Source organism: Kitasatospora sp. NPDC051914, from assembly GCF_040680995.1.
In the GTDB taxonomy this organism is placed as follows: domain Bacteria; phylum Actinomycetota; class Actinomycetes; order Streptomycetales; family Streptomycetaceae; genus Kitasatospora.
The window spans coordinates 144,882-161,839 of record NZ_JBFAXX010000009.1; the positions used below are offsets into that span (position 1 = coordinate 144,882).

17 protein-coding genes are annotated in these 16,958 nt (G+C 72.0%); 7 read left to right on the forward strand and 10 right to left on the reverse strand.

Annotation, left to right across the window (positions count from 1 at the left end; all coding sequences use genetic code 11):
* Positions 1 to 32 precede the first annotated feature (32 nt).
* The 3 genes from AB0M03_RS08940 to sulP all read right to left on the reverse strand — a co-directional run bounded on the left by AB0M03_RS08940 (position 33) and on the right by sulP (position 3,367).
* Positions 33 to 821 (reverse strand): hypothetical protein, encoded by a 789-nt coding sequence (locus AB0M03_RS08940; RefSeq protein WP_363490010.1) that lies wholly within the window; start codon positions 819 to 821, stop codon positions 33 to 35.
* A gap of 222 nt (positions 822 to 1,043) precedes the next feature.
* Positions 1,044 to 1,487 carry a peptidase inhibitor family I36 protein gene (locus AB0M03_RS08945; protein WP_363490012.1) on the reverse strand — a complete coding sequence of 148 codons (444 nt, stop codon included), beginning with the start codon at positions 1,485 to 1,487 and terminating at the stop codon, positions 1,044 to 1,046.
* Positions 1,488 to 1,651: 164 nt separating this feature from the next.
* On the reverse strand, positions 1,652 to 3,367 hold the full coding sequence (sulP, locus tag AB0M03_RS08950) for a sulfate permease (RefSeq protein WP_363490014.1): 1,716 nt from the start codon (positions 3,365 to 3,367) through the stop codon (positions 1,652 to 1,654).
* Between the two features lie 157 nt (positions 3,368 to 3,524).
* Between sulP and AB0M03_RS08955 the strand changes: the two genes are divergently transcribed.
* Positions 3,525 to 4,025: a hypothetical protein gene (locus AB0M03_RS08955; RefSeq protein ID WP_363490016.1), complete on the forward strand. Its 501-nt coding sequence runs from the start codon at positions 3,525 to 3,527 to the stop codon at positions 4,023 to 4,025.
* 27 nt (positions 4,026 to 4,052) lie between these two features.
* Here the strand turns inward: AB0M03_RS08955 and AB0M03_RS08960 are convergent, their stop codons facing one another.
* On the reverse strand, positions 4,053 to 4,478 hold the full coding sequence (locus AB0M03_RS08960) for a MarR family transcriptional regulator (RefSeq protein ID WP_363490018.1): 426 nt from the start codon (positions 4,476 to 4,478) through the stop codon (positions 4,053 to 4,055).
* Between the two features lie 75 nt (positions 4,479 to 4,553).
* Between AB0M03_RS08960 and AB0M03_RS08965 the strand changes: the two genes are divergently transcribed.
* Positions 4,554 to 5,873: an aldehyde dehydrogenase family protein gene (locus AB0M03_RS08965; protein WP_363490020.1), complete on the forward strand. Its 1,320-nt coding sequence runs from the start codon at positions 4,554 to 4,556 to the stop codon at positions 5,871 to 5,873.
* An 80-nt stretch (positions 5,874 to 5,953) separates the two neighbouring features.
* Here AB0M03_RS08965 and AB0M03_RS08970 read toward each other — a convergent pair whose 3' ends face one another.
* Together AB0M03_RS08970 and AB0M03_RS08975 are read right to left on the reverse strand one after the other, a co-directional pair.
* Entirely contained in the window at positions 5,954 to 6,649 is a 696-nt protein-coding gene (locus AB0M03_RS08970) for a type 1 glutamine amidotransferase domain-containing protein (protein WP_363490022.1), read from the reverse strand.
* Positions 6,650 to 6,843: 194 nt separating this feature from the next.
* A complete protein-coding gene (locus AB0M03_RS08975) occupies positions 6,844 to 7,596 on the reverse strand; it encodes a protein phosphatase 2C domain-containing protein (protein ID WP_363490024.1) in 753 nt (250 codons plus the stop codon).
* Positions 7,597 to 7,791: 195 nt separating this feature from the next.
* Here AB0M03_RS08975 and gcl point away from each other — a divergent pair, with 195 nt between their 5' ends.
* On the forward strand, positions 7,792 to 9,573 hold the full coding sequence (gene gcl / locus AB0M03_RS08980) for a glyoxylate carboligase (protein ID WP_363490026.1): 1,782 nt from the start codon (positions 7,792 to 7,794) through the stop codon (positions 9,571 to 9,573).
* 89 nt (positions 9,574 to 9,662) lie between these two features.
* Here gcl and AB0M03_RS08985 read toward each other — a convergent pair whose 3' ends face one another.
* Entirely contained in the window at positions 9,663 to 10,496 is an 834-nt protein-coding gene (locus AB0M03_RS08985) for an alpha/beta hydrolase (RefSeq protein ID WP_363490028.1), read from the reverse strand.
* 85 nt (positions 10,497 to 10,581) lie between these two features.
* On the opposite strand from AB0M03_RS08985, the gene AB0M03_RS08990 reads away from it, so the two are divergent.
* Positions 10,582 to 11,055, forward strand: a complete 474-nt coding sequence (locus tag AB0M03_RS08990; protein ID WP_363490030.1) for a helix-turn-helix domain-containing protein — start codon at positions 10,582 to 10,584, stop codon at positions 11,053 to 11,055.
* A gap of 31 nt (positions 11,056 to 11,086) precedes the next feature.
* Here AB0M03_RS08990 and AB0M03_RS08995 read toward each other — a convergent pair whose 3' ends face one another.
* Positions 11,087 to 12,286 carry an alginate lyase family protein gene (locus AB0M03_RS08995; RefSeq protein WP_363490032.1) on the reverse strand — a complete coding sequence of 400 codons (1,200 nt, stop codon included), beginning with the start codon at positions 12,284 to 12,286 and terminating at the stop codon, positions 11,087 to 11,089.
* Positions 12,287 to 12,551: 265 nt separating this feature from the next.
* On the opposite strand from AB0M03_RS08995, the gene AB0M03_RS09000 reads away from it, so the two are divergent.
* The gene (locus tag AB0M03_RS09000; protein WP_363490034.1) at positions 12,552 to 14,447 is read left to right on the forward strand and encodes a ricin-type beta-trefoil lectin domain protein; all 1,896 of its coding nucleotides are present in this window, start codon (positions 12,552 to 12,554) and stop codon (positions 14,445 to 14,447) included.
* 67 nt (positions 14,448 to 14,514) lie between these two features.
* Here AB0M03_RS09000 and AB0M03_RS09005 read toward each other — a convergent pair whose 3' ends face one another.
* Together AB0M03_RS09005 and AB0M03_RS09010 are read right to left on the reverse strand one after the other, a co-directional pair.
* Entirely contained in the window at positions 14,515 to 14,775 is a 261-nt protein-coding gene (locus AB0M03_RS09005; RefSeq protein WP_363490036.1) for a DUF4190 domain-containing protein, read from the reverse strand.
* Between the two features lie 59 nt (positions 14,776 to 14,834).
* Positions 14,835 to 14,990, reverse strand: coding sequence for a hypothetical protein (locus AB0M03_RS09010; RefSeq protein ID WP_363490038.1), 156 nt, complete (start codon positions 14,988 to 14,990; stop codon positions 14,835 to 14,837).
* A 116-nt stretch (positions 14,991 to 15,106) separates the two neighbouring features.
* Here AB0M03_RS09010 and AB0M03_RS09015 point away from each other — a divergent pair, with 116 nt between their 5' ends.
* Both AB0M03_RS09015 and AB0M03_RS09020 read left to right on the forward strand, forming a co-directional pair.
* Positions 15,107 to 15,730 carry a TetR family transcriptional regulator gene (locus tag AB0M03_RS09015; protein WP_363490040.1) on the forward strand — a complete coding sequence of 208 codons (624 nt, stop codon included), beginning with the start codon at positions 15,107 to 15,109 and terminating at the stop codon, positions 15,728 to 15,730.
* Positions 15,731 to 15,952: 222 nt separating this feature from the next.
* Positions 15,953 to 16,792, forward strand: a complete 840-nt coding sequence (locus AB0M03_RS09020) for a serine protease (protein WP_363490042.1) — start codon at positions 15,953 to 15,955, stop codon at positions 16,790 to 16,792.
* Positions 16,793 to 16,958: the final 166 nt, after the last annotated feature.

Here is a 16,958-nt window from a genome sequence, read left to right on the forward strand (position 1 = left end):
CCGGTCCGGGGCTTTTGACATGCGGGGCCGACCTATCCGCCGAGGCGCGCGATCGCCTCGCGGGCGATGCCGATCTTGCGCTGCTGGAAGGCGGTCAGCCGGGTCAGGACCGAGGACTTCTCCTCGATCATGCGGGTCTGGATCGCCGACTCGGCCGCCGTCCAGGTCTTCAGCAGGCCCGTCTCGGTCTTGCAGTCCATGTCCGCCAGGGCCACGGCCTTCTCCCGCGGCGTCGGCTCCGGGGTGTCGAACGCCCGGTCCCCCACGGACGCCAGGGGGTTCCGGTAGCGGTGGCCGTGGCGTTCCATGCAGGCCGACCACGCGTTGAAGGCGCCCACGACCGCGGCGTCCTCCAGGGACTGCTTGAAGCTGTCCGTGTCGATGGCCGATGCCGCCGCGATGTCGGACTCCGGGCGCGCTCCGCCGTCCAGCCGGGTCTCGGCGTCCCCGTAGCAGCCGCCGGGCGGGATCGGGCGGCCGTCGGGGGTCGCCGACTGCGGCTCTCCCGTGCGGGTCACCCCGAGGAGGATGGCCTCCTGCGCCTCGGTGGGCTTCGCGGGGACGGCCGTCCGACCGGGCGACGGGGGGAGGTGGTACCCGCGGCCGCGGGCGGCCTCGTGGTCCGCTATCCCGTAGCGCCTGGAGGGTTCTGCGGCCGGCGGCGGGCTCTCCGGAATCCTGTAGTCCAGCCCGAACCCCCGCAGGCACTCGTTGGTCAGGAGGACCTTGGCCCGCTCGACGGCGTAGGACTCGTCGGCAGTGAGGGTGAACCTCTCTATGGGCAGGGGGACCCGGCCCGGGGACGCCGGGGGCGAAGGCATCGCCGAGGACTGCCCTGCCGAGGGGCGCACGTCCGCACCCCTGTCGGCGGTTCCGCGCCCGGCCGCCGAGCAGGAGGCCGTCGCCGTCAGCACCGCCGCGACGAGCACGAGCGCGCGTGACGCGCCGGCCGGCGAACCCTGTCTTCCCACAGTCACCGCACATCTCCACGAGGAACACGGCGGCCGCGCGGGAGGCGCGGCCGCCACGGATTCACGCCCGGATCAGCCGAAGTTGGCGCAGTTCTGGCTGACCGGGGTGTTCCGGAAGTACACCGACGCGTTCTCGTTGTACGTGTTCTTGAGCTGGTACGCGGCCGGGCCCTCGACCTTGTGGAACTTGTCGCAGGGGCCGGAGTAGCCGCTGTTGTAGTAGACCGTCACGCTGGAGTCGATGCCCCAGATCCGCGCCTTCGCCGAGGCCGCGTTGTTCTTCAGGCTCTGGCCCTGACCCTTGCCGCCGCTCAGGAAGGTGTACTCGGCCAGGTTGTAGACGCCCTCGCCGGCTCCGGTGGTGGTGGAGTGGATCGTCGTGTGCGAGCCGGCGTAGCCGGTGTTGAAGTAGAAGGTGATGCACTGGGCGTCGCAGTCGTTGTTCGTGTTGACCGTGATCGCAGCGTTCGCCGGGGCGGCGGTGACGATCCCGCCGAGGACGGCGGACACCGCCACGGACGCGGTGACAAGTGCTTTACGGACAGAGAGCATTGCTTCCCCAGGTGCTGAATCGTGTTCGGGTACCACCGGCGGAGTGACGGCGCATCGGCGCACCTCCGCCCACCTGGGGAGTCTTCATGATCACCGTATCGTCCCGGTAGCGCGGGGCCGGGTGTCCCTCACGGGTTCGCCGACCACGCTTCGTAGGCGGCGACGGCGGTGGGGAGGGTGGGGAAGATCCGGTTCTCGCCGACGGCGGCGGTGAGGCCGTATGCGTCGAGGTCGTCGCGGAGGTCCTGCTTGACGCGGGCGAGGGCGAAGACGATGCCGCGGTCGGTGAGTTCCCGGCGCAGGGCGTCGACGGAGTCCAGGGCGGTGATGTCGACCTCGACGTTGGCCTCGGTGTTGAGGACGAACCAGCGGACGGGGAGGGGTTGGTCGTCGACGGCGGCCAGGGCGCGGCGGCGGAAGTCCTCGGCGTTGGCGAAGAACAGCGGGGAGTCGTAGCGGTAGACCACCAGCCCGGGGACGGTGGTGGCCTCGGGGTAGTCGTCCACGTCGTGCATGCCGGCGAGCCCCGGTACCGTGCCGAGGACGGCGTCGTGCGGACGCGCCACCCGGGTCAGCAGTTCGGCGATCGACAGGCCCACGGCGACGAGCACCCCGTAGAGGATGTCCAGGGCGAGGACGCCCGCCAGGCAGCCGAGTGCCAGCAGGAACTCCCCGCGGCGGAAGGACAGCAGCTGCCGGAAGCCCGCGAGGTCGATCATGCGGACGGCGGCGTAGACGACCAGCGCGCCGAGGACGGCCGTCGGCGTGCGGCTGAGCAGCGAGCTGAAGAAGAGCAGGACGGCGACCACCGCCAGGCCGGAGGTCAGCGCGTACACCTGGGTGCGGCCGCCGGCGGACTGGGCGAGGGCGGTACGGCTGGCGCTGCTGCTCACCGGGAAGCCGTGCAGCACACCGGAGCCGACGTTCGCCGCGCCGAGGGCGAGGAGTTCCTGGTTGGCGTCCAGCCGGCTGCCGTCGCCGGGGGCGGCGAAGGCGCGCGCGGTGAGGATCACGTCGGTGTAGCCGACCAGCAGGACGCCGAGGGCCGGCAGCACCAGCTGGGAGAGGTCGGAGAGGCCGGGGAACTCGGGGCTGGGCAGTCCGGGCGGGATCTCGCCGATCACCTTGATGCCGTATGCCTCCAGGTCGAAGCCGGAGACCACGGCGGTGCCGAGGACGAGGGCGAGCAGCGGCCCCGGGACGCCGCGGAAGCGGCCCGCGACGAAGAGGAAGAGCAGCGTGGCGGCGCTGAGGACCACGGTGGCCGGGTGGATGTCCGAGAGGTTCTCGAAGAAGGACACCAGCTGGGGGAAGAAGCCCTCGCCCTCGGTCTCCACGCCGGTGAGCTTGGTCAGCTGGTCGACCATCATGATCAGTGCGACACCCGCCAGGTAGCCGATCAGCACCGGGCGGGAGAGGAGGTCGGCGACGAAGCCCAGCCGCGCCACCCAGGCCACCACGCACAGCAGGCCGACGACCACGGCGAGGGCGGCGGCGAGGACGGCGTACCGGGAGCTGTCGCCGGCGGCGAGCGGGCCGATCGCGGTGGCGGTCATCAGCGCGGTGGTGGACTCGGGGCCGACCGAGAGCAGCCGGGAGGAGCCGAGCACGGCGTAGAGCAGGATCGCCGGGAGGATCGCCCACAGGCCGGCCACCGGCGGCAGGCCCGCGACGCTGGCGTACGCCATGACCTGGGGGACGAGGTACGCGGCCACGGTGATGCCGGCCAGGAGATCGCCGCGGATCCAGCTCCGCTGATAACGCCGGAGCACGGTCCAGCCGGGTACGGCGGGCACGAGGCGGCGCCACCACTGCGGTTCGGAGGCGTCGGTCTGCTGCGGCATGGCTCTCCCTTCGCCTGGGGACATGATGCCCCCGAACCGTCCGGGCGCAGGTCAGGCCACGCACACGGGCTGCGGGAGCCCCCAGCGGTCCCGGTCGGACGGTTTTCTGACGGAAAGTCAATCGCATTGCCGTGCGAGGTGTGGGTATGTCTCCGGCATGGGACCCCTTGAGCCGAACCCTGTGGAATTCGTCATCGGTCTGATCTGCTTCTTCTTCCTCTTCCGGATACTCGGCAAGCGCGTGCTGCCGCGGATCGAGCGGACGCTCGCGGAGCGCGAGGAAGCCACCGGGGGCCGGCTCGCCCAGGCGGAACGGGTGCGCGAGGAGGCCGTGCGGCTCCACGAGGAGCGCCGCACGCAGCTGGACGCGGCCCGCCACGAGGCGGCCCGCATCCGGCAGGAGGCCGCCGAGGAGGGCGCCGCCCTGGTGGCGGCCGCACGTGCGGAGGCGCTGCGGGAGCGGGAGGAGACCGTCCTGGCGGCGCAGGTGCAGCTGGCGGCGAGCCGGGTGGTCGCCGAGGCCGAGCTGCGCGAGGACGTGGTGGCGTCGGCGCTGGAGCTGGCCGGCCGGGTGGTGGGCGAGCCGCTCGCGGGGCTGCCGCGGACGGAGGCGGTGGTCGCCCGGTTCCGTGCCGAGCAGGAGGCGGCGGCGGGCTGAGAGGGCGGTGCGCCGGCCGCGGGGCGTTCAGTCCTGCGGCCGGCCGAGCAGTTCCCCGAGGCGGTGCAGCAGGGGCAGCAGGGCGCCGCGCTCGGTGGGGGTGAGGTCGGCGAGGGCGCCGTGGACGGTGCGCATCTCGGCCCGGATGCGGCGGGCGAGCCGGTGCCCGTCCGGGGTGGCGCTGACGGTCTTGCTGCGGCGATCCTCGGGGGAGGGGGTCCGCACCACCAGTCCGCGGGCCTCCATCCGGGCGACCAGCCCGGTGGCGTTGGAGGCGTCGCAGACCAGGTGTACGGCGAGGGCGCTCATGGTGAGCGGCCGGTCGAGGGCGATCAGGGCGCGCGCCTGGGTGGTGCTGAGCCCGTGCCGTCCGGCGACCGCGGCCAGGTCGTCGTAGTAGCCGCGGACGACCCGGGCGAGCGGCTCGACCAGTTCCGAGGCATCTGGATTCACTTGACATCCTCAAGTATCCGGCGTTTCCTGAAGACAGGTAGTTGAGGATATCAACCATTCCCTGCGAGGACCCCCATGAACGACCGCCCGGCCGAGCAGCCCGCCGACCTCGTCGCCCGCCTCCGCGCCGCCCACCGCACCGGCCGCACCAAGCCGCTCCCCTGGCGGACGGAACAACTGCAGCGGCTGCGCGCGCTGCTCACCGAGAACGGGCCCGAACTCGCCGCCGCGCTCGGCGCCGACCTCGGCAAGAGCGAGCAGGAGTCGATGCGCACCGACGTCGACTTCGTGGTCCGCGAGATCGACCACACGCTGGAGCACCTGGAGTCCTGGCTGCGCCCGGAGGCCGCGCCGGTGCCGGAGCGGCTGGCGGGCGCCCGGGCGCGGACGCAGTACGACCCGCTCGGCGTCGTCCTGGTGATCGCCCCGTGGAACTACCCGGTGCAGCTGCTGCTCGCGCCGGTCGCCGGGGCGCTGGCGGCCGGCAACGCGGTCGTCGCCAAGCCGAGCGAGCTCGCGCCGGCCACCTCCGCGGTGCTGGCCCGGCTGATCCCGCGCTACCTGGACCCGGAGGCCGTCGCGGTGGTGGAGGGCGGCGTGCCGGAGACCACCGCCCTGCTGGCACAGCGCTTCGACCACATCTTCTACACCGGCAACGGCGCGGTCGGCCGGATCGTGATGCGCGCGGCCGCCGAGCACCTGACCCCGGTCACCCTCGAACTGGGCGGCAAGTCACCGGCGTTCGTGGACGCGGGGGCGGACCTCGAGGTCGTGGCGGAGCGCCTGGTGGCGGGCAAGTTCCTGAACGCCGGCCAGACCTGCGTCGCCCCGGACTACGTGCTCACCGACCCGGCCACCGCGCGCGCCCTGGAGCCGCTGCTCGCCGCGGCCGTGGAGGCCCGGTACGGCAAGGACCCGGCGGCCTCGCCGGTGTACAGCCGGGTGGTCAACGAGCGGCACTTCGACCGGCTGGCCGCCCTGCTGGACTCCGGCCGCACCGTCGTCGGCGGCGACCGCGACCGGGCCGCCCGCTACATCGCGCCGACCGTGCTGGCCGACGTGGCACCGGACTCGCCGGTGATGCAGGAGGAGATCTTCGGCCCGATCCTGCCGATCGTCGAGGTCGCCGGGCTGGACGAGGCGATCGACTTCGTCAACGACCGGGACAAGCCGCTCGCCCTGTACGCCTTCAGCCCCTCCGAGGAGACCCGGCGCCGGCTGGCCGAGGAGACCTCCTCGGGCGGTCTCGGCCTGGGGCTGCCGCTGGCCCACCTGACCGTCTCCGACCTGCCGTTCGGCGGAGTGGGGGAGAGCGGCACGGGCAGCTACCACGGGCGGTACTCGATCGAGGCGTTCAGCCACCGCAAGGCGGTGCTGGAGATGCCGCTCGGCTGACGCAGGAGAGGGCGGGAGCCGGTACCGGCTCCCGCCCTTCTGCTTGAGCATCTCAAGCAGTCTGCTGCATCGGGGGATGCTCAGCCGATCGCCTTGAGCAGCTCCTCGGCCAGCGGGCCGGAGGAGGCCGGGTTCTGCCCGGTGTACAGGTTGCGGTCGGTCACCGTGTACGGGGCCCACGGCTCGCCGGCCGAGTAGTCGGCGCCGAGCGCCACCAGACGGTCCTCCAGGAGCCAGGGGGCGCGGTCGGCGAGGCCGGCGAGCCGCTCCTCGGTGTTGCTGAAGCCGGTGACCCGGCGGCCGGCGAAGGACGGCGTGCCGTCCGGGCGCACCGCGGCGAGCAGCGCGGCCGGGCCGTGGCAGACCACGCCGAGCGGCAGGCCGGCGTCCAGCGCCGCGGTGAGCAGCCGGCCGGAGTCGGCGTCGACCGAGAGGTCCTGCATCGGGCCGTGGCCGCCGGGGTAGAAGACGGCCGCGTAGTCGCCGAGGTCCACGTCGGCGAGGACGAGCGGGTGCTTCAGCGGCTCGGCCGCGGCGATCCCGGCCGCCACCTCGGCGGCGCCCTCCGGGCCGCCGTTGGCCCCGGCGGACAGGCTGCCGGCGTCGGCCGTCGGCACCGTGCCGCCCGGGGTGGCGACGACCACCTCGTGGCCGGCGCCGGTGAAGGCCAGGTACGGGGTGAGGAACTCCTCGGCCCAGTAGCCGGTGGGGTGCTCGGTGCCGTCGGTCAGGGTCCAGCGGTCGGCGCCGGTCATCACAAACAGGATCTTCGCCATGTCGGCGGTCACTCCTTCGTTCGGCTTCTCCCGGTCCCGTCCGGTGCCGTCCTGCCGCACCCGCCGGGACCGCTTCGGCGGTCTCGTCTACGGGAACGACGCTAGGCGGGGACGGGGCGGCCGGGCCAATAGCAGGACGCATGGCTCCCATCGGGATTCCGATGGGTCGCCTCGCAGGTCGGCGGCCGTGCCGGTCATTCGTCGATCCGCACCAGCGCCAGGGTGATGTTGTCCGGGCCGCCCGCGTCGATCGCGGCGCGCCAGAGTTCGAAGGCGGCGCGCCCGTCGTCGTGGCCGTCGAGGGCCGCGGCCAGTTCCTCGGGCGGCACCGGGTCGGTGAGGCCGTCGCTGCAGACCAGGTAGCGGGTGCCGGGGGCGGCCGGCAGGCGGCGCAGGTGGGGCTCGACCTCCCGAGGGGCGACCGTGCCGCCGAGGGTGCTGGTGACGATGTTGGTGGTGCGGCGGCCGGGCGGGGGCGGCGGGCTGTCGTCGGTGCTGAGCTGGTGCAGCCGCGGCTTGCCGTCCTCCTCGAGGATCTCGAAGACCTGGCTGTCGCCGATGTTGAAGACCAGGACCTGCTCGCCGCTCAGCACCAGCCCGGCGACGGTGGTGCCCATGCCGGTGAGGTCCGGGTCGGCCGCCGCGGCGCCGTACAGGGTGTCGTTGCAGACGCGGAGTTCGGCCCGGACGGCCTCCTCGGAGTCGAGTCCGCTGCCGGTCGCGGCCAGCCGCCGGACGGTGAGCGAGGAGGCGACCTCGCCGGCCGGGTGGCCGCCGAGCCCGTCCGCCACCGCGACCACGCAGGGCGAGCCCAGCGGGAAGAGCAGCGTCTGCGGGCTCTCGGTGACCGTGGCGCAGAGCGTCCACGGGCCGATGACCAGGCTGTCCTCGTTGTGGTCGCGGATCAGGCCCTCGTGGCTGAGCGCGCTGACGGCGATGTACGGCATGAGGTTTCGCCCCCTCTCACTTCCCATTGTGGTGCCCGCCCATTGTGGTGCCCGCCGTCTCCGCCGCGCCGGAATCTGCAACGTTCTGTTGAAACCTACGTTGACGACTCCGCCTGCCCCGGCTTAGCTTGATTTCGCAGTTCAGAAGTTTCATTCCGTATCGCGGAAGTCCGCGCCCCGGGCAGGAGTAAACCGATGCCTCGTATGACAGCCGCCCGTGCGGCAGTGGAGATCCTCAAGCGCGAGGGCGTGACCAATGCGTTCGGTGTGCCCGGCGCGGCGATCAACCCCTTCTACGCAGCCCTCAAGGCCGCCGGCGGCGTGCACCACACGCTGGCCCGCCACGTCGAGGGCGCGTCCCACATGGCCGAGGGCTACACCCGCACCAACCCCGGCAACATCGGTGTCTGCATCGGCACGTCCGGCCCGGCCGGCACCGACATGATCACCGGCCTGTACTCCGCGATCGCGGACTCCATCCCGATCCTGTGCATCACCGGCCAGGCGCCGGTCGCCCGGATCCACAAGGAGGACTTCCAGGCCGTCGACATCGCCTCGATCGCCCGCCCGGTCACCAAGGCGGCGACCACCGTCCTGGAGGCCGCCCAGGTCCCCGGCGTCTTCCAGCAGGCCTTCCACCTGATGCGCTCCGGCCGCCCCGGCCCGGTCCTCATCGACCTGCCGATCGACGTCCAGATGACCGAGATCGAGTTCGACCCGGAGACCTACCAGCCGCTGCCGGTCTACAAGCCCACCGCCACCCGGGCCCAGATCGAGAAGGCGATCGACCTCCTGCAGGCCTCCGAGCGCCCGCTGATCGTCGCCGGCGGCGGCATCATCAACGCCGACGCCGCCGACCTGCTCGTCGAGTTCGCCGAGCTGACCGGCGTCCCGGTCGTCCCCACCCTGATGGGCTGGGGCACCATCGCGGACGACCACGAGCTCAACGCCGGCATGGTCGGCCTGCAGACCTCGCACCGCTACGGCAACGCGACCTTCCTGGAGTCCGACTTCGTCCTCGGCATCGGCAACCGCTGGGCCAACCGCCACACCGGCAGCCTCGACGTCTACACCAAGGGCCGCACCTTCGTGCACGTCGACATCGAGCCCACCCAGATCGGCCGGATCTTCGCCCCCGACTACGGCATCGCCTCCGACGCCGCGGCCGCCCTGGAGCTCTTCGTCGAGGTCGCCAAGGAGCGCAGCGCCGCCGGCGTCCTCAAGGACCGCAGCGCCTGGGCCGCCTCCACCCGGGAGCGCAAGGCCACCCTGCTGCGCCGCACCCACTTCGACAACGTGCCGCTCAAGCCGCAGCGCGTGTACGAGGAGATGAACCGCGCCTTCGGTCCGGAGACCCGGTACGTCACCACCATCGGCCTCTCGCAGATCGCCGGCGCGCAGATGCTGCACGTCTACAAGCCGCGGCACTGGATCAACTGCGGCCAGGCCGGCCCGCTCGGCTGGACCGTCCCGGCCGCGCTGGGCGTCGCCACCGCCGACCCCGGGACGCCGGTCGTCGCGCTCTCCGGCGACTACGACTTCCAGTTCATGATCGAGGAGCTGGCGGTCGGCGCCCAGCACCGCATCCCGTACGTCCACGTGCTGGTGAACAACTCGTACCTGGGCCTGATCCGGCAGGCGCAGCGGAACTTCGACATCGACTTCCAGGTCAAGCTGGAGTTCGAGAACCTCAACTCGCCGGAGCTGGGCGTCTACGGCGTCGACCACGTCAAGGTCGCCGAGGGCCTGGGCTGCAAGGCGATCCGGGTCACCGAGCCGGACCAGCTGCTGCCGGCCTTCGAGGAGGCCAAGAAGCTCGCCGCCGAGTTCCGCGTCCCGGTCGTCGTCGAGGCGATCCTGGAGCGGGTCACCAACATCGCGATGAGCGGCACCGACATCGCCAGCGTGGTCGAGTTCGAGGACCTCGCCACCGAGCCGGGCCACGCCCCGACCGCCGTCCGCCCGCTGGCCGGCTGAGGCCGGCAGGCCCCCCGATCCACCCGCATCACCCTCAGAGGCCGCCCGGGCGATTCCGTCGCCCGGGCGGCCTTCGCCGTGGACGGGCCCTAGCGGGGGAGGAGCGAGGTCAGCCGGGTGGCGAAGGCCCGGGGGTGGGTGAGGTTGCCGTTGTGGCCGCCGGGGAACTCGACCGGGTCGGTGCCCAGGTGGCCGGCGAGGATCTCGGCGCAGCGGCGGTCGAAGACCTGGTGCGGGGTGGTGCGTCCGACGGCCGGGACGATCCGGGTCGGGCCGTTGCGCAGGGCGTCGAGGTCGGCCGGTTCGAGGCCGCCGCCGAGGATGGTGTCGATGTCGCGGGTGAGGAAGCCGGCGAAGTTCGCCGCGCGGGCCTCGGTGATCGGTTCGGCGGTGACGTCCGGTTCGGTGTCCTGGTGGTGCGGGTCGATGCCGAGCACGGCCGTGACCCGGCGGACGGCCGCGAGCCAGCCCTCCTCCCGGTAGGTGCGGGTGACGGCGCGCAACTCGCGCTCGGTGTCGGCGCGTTCCCCGGCGGGCAGCAGTTCGGGGACGGCCGGCTCGTGGGCGATCAGCGTGTGCAGCAGCCCGGGACGACGCGCCGCCAGGTGGAGGCCGATCGCGGCGCCGAAGCTGCAGCCCAGCATCAGTGCGGGCCGGTCGGTCAGCTCGGTCAGCAGTCGGTGCGCGTCGTCGGCGTGCGTGGCCATCGCCACGGGTTCCGACGGGTCGTCGGGCAAGCTGCGGGACAGGCCGCGGCGGTCGTAGGTGACGACGGTGAAGTCCGCGGCGAGCCGGTCGACCAGGTCGCGGCTGCGGTCGGCGTCCCCCTCACCGCTCTGCGCGACGAGGAGCAGCGGGCCGCTGCCGCGGACCTGGTGGTGGAGGAGGGCGCCGGGAACGGGGAGCAGGGCAGTGGGGGTCATGACTGCCACCGTAAAGCATCAAGAGAGATGCATCAAGAGAGATGTATATATTTGAGATGCATCTGGCCGGATGTAGTCTGGGGCGGTGAACGGACTGGAACTCGTCACCCTCGGCCGCACCCTGATGAAGATCGGCGAGCAGGCCATTCCCACTGCGGGGATCGGCCCGCAGTCCACCGGCACCCGTGCCGTCCTGGTCGTCCTCGGCGACATCGTCGAACACCCGGGCAGCGCCGTCGGAGAGATCGCCGCCCGTACCGGCCTGCCGCAGAGCCAGGTGTCCGGCTGCGTCGCCCGGCTCCGCGAGGCCGGGTCGGTCGTCACGGAGACCGACCCGGCCGACCGCCGCCGCTCCCTCGTCCGCAAGGCCGCCGAGGTCTCCGAGCGCTCGGCCCTGGCCGCCGCCGCGCCCGTCGACCCGGCCGTCGCCGCCGCCCTCGGCACCGACGACCCCGCCGCACTCGCCGAGGTGCTCGCAGCCCTCGACGTCCTCGGCCGGTACCTCACCCCCGAGTCCGTCCGGCGGATGCGGGACGCCGGCGCGGCCGACCGGGGGTGAGGGCGGCTCCGCTCCCCCTCGGGCGCCCGGCTCAGGACGGGTTGCCGGCGTGGGTGAGGGTCTCCCAGGCGGTGAAGAGATTGTCGGTGCCGGCGGGGCGGCGCTGCTCGGTGAGCTTCTGGGTGTTGTCCATGCCGTAACCGAGGCGGTTGTGCAGGGCGTTGAAGCCGACCTCGGTGACCGGGCCCATGTGCTGGGAGAGCTTGCCGCCGCAGAGCCAGGACGGGACGGCGGTGCCCAGCTCGTACTTGGACTGGAGGCCGAGGGCGTGGCGCAGCCGGTCGGCGACCTCGGGGTAGAGGTCCTGGCCCTGGATGCGGCTGGTCTCGGCGACGTGGGCGATCGCGGAGAGCCCGTACCCGGTGTGGGTGAGGTCCCGGCAGGTCTCCTGGGTGAGGCCGTCGACGAAAGTGGTCTGGCCCTGCCAGTACTTGACGATCTCGTCGCGGGTGTCGAGGCCGCTGCCGGGCGAGGTCTTCGGGAGGGCGCCGTCGGAGGCCAGGTAGACGTAGGCGGGCACCCGGCCGCGGAAGGTGGCGACCGCCTTGTCGTAGACCGTCCGGTCGTTGAGGAAGACGGCGATGCCGATGGTGGCCTCGGTCATGCTGAGCTCCCAGTTGCCGTTGGAGCGGGAGCCGTTGACGACCTTCGGCAGGTAGACGTTGCGCAGCATCTGCCCGAAGCGGTCGACCTTGTCGGCGGGCCAGCCGTTGTAGGTGTAGCGGATGATCTCGGCGGCGCGCGGCCAGGTGGAGGCCGACCAGGCGCTCTGCAGCGGGGCGTTGCTGTTGGTGTGGTCCTTGACGGTGCCGGACCAGGCATCCATGATCTGGACGGCCTTGGCCGCGTAGCGGCTGTCCCGGGTGATGTACCACTCCAGGGCGAGGGTGTAGGCCGCCAGGGCGTCCTCGCGCTCGTCGGTGCAGCCGTAGTTGGGGTTGGAGTACGAGCCGCACTCGACGACCGCGCGGGGCTTGGGCGTTCGAGCGAGCGAGGCGTACTTGCTGGCGTGCATCTGGTCGTAGGCGGCCTTCCACGGCTGCGCCCCGGCCTGCACCTTGCCCCGGACGAACTCGAGTTGGGACTTGCTCACGAGCACGCCGGGGTGGGCGAAGGCGGGCGGGGCGGCGTCCGCGGACGCAGTGGCACTGATGCCGACGGGTATCGCGCAGACGAGGGCGAGCAGCGCGGCGGCCGCGGGCGGCCGACGGCGGCGATGGCGGCGGTGCATTGGTCCTCCGGTCGGTGGGGGCGACGGGAGCTGGAGTCAACTAGCCCGGAGGTGGTCACGTCAAGTCAACTGGAAACTTTCCTTTCAGATGATTCGTCAACTTTTGCGGCCGGATGAGGCGGCAAGCGCTCTCCGTCTTCAGGAGTTGATCGAATGTTGGTCGATACCAATGACTTGACGGTGCATCGGCATCAGGAGTTGAATCTCGACCGCCGGCCGGCAATCGCGCATCCCCATCCATCTCCGAACGAAGGCGGACACGATCATGGCCTGGCCCCCACCCAACCATGCCGTCCGTACGCGCAGGACGGCCGCCGTCCTGCTCTCCGGCGCCCTGGCCGCCACCGGCCTGCTGACCGGCGCGCCCGACGCCCGTGCGGCGGGCGAGACCGTCAACGTCTGGCTCACCACCACCGACGACGCCGGCGGCCGCCACGTCACCCGCGGCCTCGCCCAGCAGGCCGCCTTCACCTTCGACTCCGGCTCCGGCAGCGGAGGCCAGCTGATCTCGGTGGACGAGTCCACCCGCTACCAGCAGTTCACCGGCGGCGGCGCCTCCTTCACCGACACCGCCGCCTGGCTGATGAACAGCAGCGGCGCCCTGAGCGCAGCCACCCGCGACGCCACCATGCGCAAGCTGTTCTCGCCGACCGAGGGCATCGGCCTGTCCTTCCTGCGCAACCCGATGGGCTCCTCCGACCTGGCCCGCTACGGCTACACCTACGACGACCAGCCCGCCGGATCCGTCGACCCCGGCCTGAACGGCTTCACCGTCGGCCACGACCTCGCCGACGTCCTGCCGCTCACCAAGCAGGCCAAGCAGCTCAACCCGGCCCTCACCACCATGGCCTCGCCGTGGACGGCGCCCGCCTGGATGAAGGACAACGGCAGCCTCAACGGCGGCTGGCTGAAGGCCGAGTACTACGGCTCCTACGCCCAGTACTTCGTGAAGTACCTGCAGGCCTACCAGGCCCAGGGCGTCCCGGTGAACTACGTGACGGTCCAGAACGAGCCGACCTGCTGCGCCGGCTACCCGTCGATGAGCTGGAACGGCTCAGGCCTCGCCTACTTCACCAAGAACAACCTGCTGCCGGCCCTGGCCGGGGCCGGCCTGTCCACCAAGGTACTGGCCCTGGACTGGAACTGGGACCAGTACAACGGCTACGCGGCGCCCGTGATGGACGACGCGGCCGTCCGCACCCACCCCAACTTCGGCGGCATGGCCTGGCACGGCTACGGCGGCGACGTCTCGATGCAGACCACCGTGCACAACCAGTACCCGACCGTGGACGCCTTCGACACCGAGCACTCCGGCGGCACCTGGATCGGCAACCAGCAGCAGGAGGACATGCGCAACATCATCGACTACACCCGCAACTGGGGTAAGTCGGTGACCAAGTGGAGCCTGGCCGTCGACCAGAACATGGGCCCGCACTACGGCGGTTGCGGCACCTGCACCGGCCTGGTCGCCGTGCACAACGGCGACTCCCGCAGCGGGCAGGTCGACTTCACCGTCGAGTACTACACCATGGGCCACCTCACCAAGTTCGTGAAGCCCGGTGCCCACCGGATCGCCTCCACCGCCAACTCCGCGGTGCCGAACGTGGCCTGGCAGAACCCGGACGGCTCCAAGGCGCTGATCGCGTACAACGACAGCGGCAGCGCACAGACCGTCCGGGTGGTCTGGGGCGGGCAGAACTTCAGCTACAGCCTGCCCGCGAAGACCTCCGCCACCTTCACCTGGGCCGGCACCCAGGGCGGGGGCGGCGGGGCGACCGGCCGGATCACCGGCCTGTCCGGCAAGTGCCTGGACGTCGCCGGCGCCAACTCCGCCAACGGCACCGCCGTCCAGCTCTACGACTGCAACGGCAGCGGCGCCCAGAACTGGACGGTCGGCGGCGACGGGACGATCCGCGCACTCGGCAAGTGCCTGGACGTGGCGGCCGGGTCGACCGCCGACGGCGCCAAGACCCAGCTCTACGACTGCAACGGCACGGGCGCCCAGCAGTGGACGTACAACCCGTCGACGCACGACATCGTCAACCCTCAGGCGAACAAGTGCCTGGACGTGACGGACAACAGCCCCTCGAACGGTGCACGCATCCAGATCTGGAGCTGCACCGGTGCGGCCAACCAGAAGTGGACCGCACCGACGGCCTGACGGCCGACCCGACCGGTGCGCCCGGTCCCGCCACAGGGGGCGGGACCGGGCGCACTGCCGCACCGGATCAGGCGCCGAGCTGCCACACGGTGCCGTGTCCGGCCAGCGTCACCGCGGCGAGCACCGCCAGGTCGGCGACGCCCAGCGCGATGCCGAGCAGGGCCCGGCCGCGGCGCCCCGTGCCGCGCACCAGCGCCAGGGTGCCCAGCGTGATCGCGACCGGGCCGAGGACGATGTTGAAGAGCAGCAGCCCGGGCAGGGCCAGCAGGAACGAGGCGACGGCCATCTGGTCGCCGTCGGCGGTGGTGCGGGTGGCGAACTGTGCCATGGCAGGACTCCGGTGGGATGTCGTGGTGCCGGGTACGGGTCGACGGCCGGTCGGTGCCGTCAGTGGTGCCGGGCGCGGGCGAGCCGCTCGCGGACGCCGAAGGCCAGCAGCCACAGTGCGATCGCGGAGGAGGCGGCCAGGAAGACCGGCATGGAGGTGTGGATCGCGGCCCCCGCGAGGAGGCCCATGGCGACGATGACGATCAGAAGGCTCACGGCAGGTGTCCTCTCCCCGGTCGGCAGCCGATTCGGTGTACGACTGTTCGCCGACTTCTCCATCGTACGCGCTCCGGCGCTCGCCAAAGTCGGCAAACGGTTGTTTACTGAATGATGTGAGTCACACCCCCGGGGTCCGCCAGGCCCAGAAGCAGCAGAGCCGCCGCGCCCTCCTCGACGCCGCCCTCGGGCTGCTGGAGCACCAGAACCTCAGCGGCGTCGGCGTCCGCGAGGTGACCCGCGAGGCCGGGCTCTCCCCGGCCGGCTTCTACCGGCACTTCCGCGACCTCTCCGAACTGGCCGTGGTGCTGGTCGAGGAGTCGCTCGCCAGCCTGCACGGCATGATCCGCCGGGTGCTGGCCGAGCAGGACGGCTCCGAGGAGATCATCGACCGCAGCGTGGAGCTGATCGCCGACCACGTCCGCGAACACCGGGCCCACGTCCGGTTCCTGGCCCGCGAGCGGCACGGCGGGGTGCGGCCCGTGCGGGAGGCCATCGCCGCCGAATTCGGGCGCTTCGCGGACGAGGTCGCGGCCGGGCTCGCCGCCCAGCCGGCCTCCGAGGGGTGGCCGGAGGCGGACGTGCGGATGCTGGCCGAGCTCTACGTCGAGCACATGGTGGCGACCGCCGCCGCTTTCCTGGAGGCCGGGCCGGCGGGGGAGGAGCGGATCGCGCGGACCGCCCGCACCCAGCTCCGGCTGATCACCACGGGGCGGCGGCACTGGCTCGACGAGGGCTGAGTCGACCCGGGGCGTGGGGGCTGTGCGGCCTCGGGGTGCCCTGATCGGCGTGTGCGCCGCTCCCGCACTGCGCAGTCCCCCGCGCCCCTGTTGTGGTCGGCCTTCCCTGCGCCCCGGGGGCTCCCGCAGGCGGTTGTTGTAACCAGTAATTCATACGGGCATATTGACGTAGCGTCATGAACACGCCAGGTTTGGAGGACCCCCACTCCGAGAGGCCCTCCCATGAAGAAGCCGCTCATCGGCGTGTCCCTGGCCCTGCTGCTCGGCGGCGCCACCGCGCTGGCCGGTGCCGCTCCCGCCTCGGCCGCGACCAAGGGCGCCGCGGCCGGCACCGTCGACTTCGCCGGCACCGTCGCGCTCAGCAACTGCTCGGGCTCGGTCGTCCGGCTCCCCGGCTCGGTCTCCACCGATCCGGCGCTGGTGCTCACCAACGGCCACTGCCTGGAGACCGGCATGCCCGCGCCGGGCCAGGTGATCACCAACCGGTCGTCCAACCGTAGCTTCACCCTGCTCAACTCCTCCGGCGGCAGCCTCGGCACGCTGCGGGCGAGCAAGGTGGTCTACAGCACCATGACCGACACCGATGTGACGCTGTACCAGCTCACCACCACCTACGCGTCGATCAAGTCCCGCTACGGGATCAACCCGCTGACCATGTCGGCGAGCCACCCGGTGGCCGGTACCTCCATCAAGGTGGTATCCGGCTACTGGAAGCGGATCTACTCCTGCAGCATCGACGGCTTCGCGTACCGGCTGAAGGAGGGCGACTGGACCTGGAAGGACTCCGTCCGCTACACCTCCAGCTGCAACACCATCGGCGGTACCTCCGGCTCCCCGGTGGTCGACACCGCCACCGGCCAGGTCGTCGCCGTGAACAACACCGGCAACGAGGACGGCGAGCGCTGCACCGTCAACAACCCCTGCGAGGTCGACCAGCGCGGCACGGTGACGGTCCGCAAGGGCATCAACTACGCCCAGGAGACCTACCTCATCCCCGCCTGCTTCGCCGCCGGGAACAAGCTCGACCTGAACCGGGCCGGCTGCACCCTGCCCAAGCCGTAGCAGGCCCCGCCCGTGTCCGTACGGGCCCGAAAGCCGACTGCCGCCCCCTCCCGAGGGCCGCCCCCCCCCCCCCGCGGGGGCCCCCGCCGGGGGGGGCGCCCCGGCCGGGCCCCCCGACTGCTCGTCAGGGGTGGTTCCCGCTCGGCGTCACCAGGCGGACGGCGCC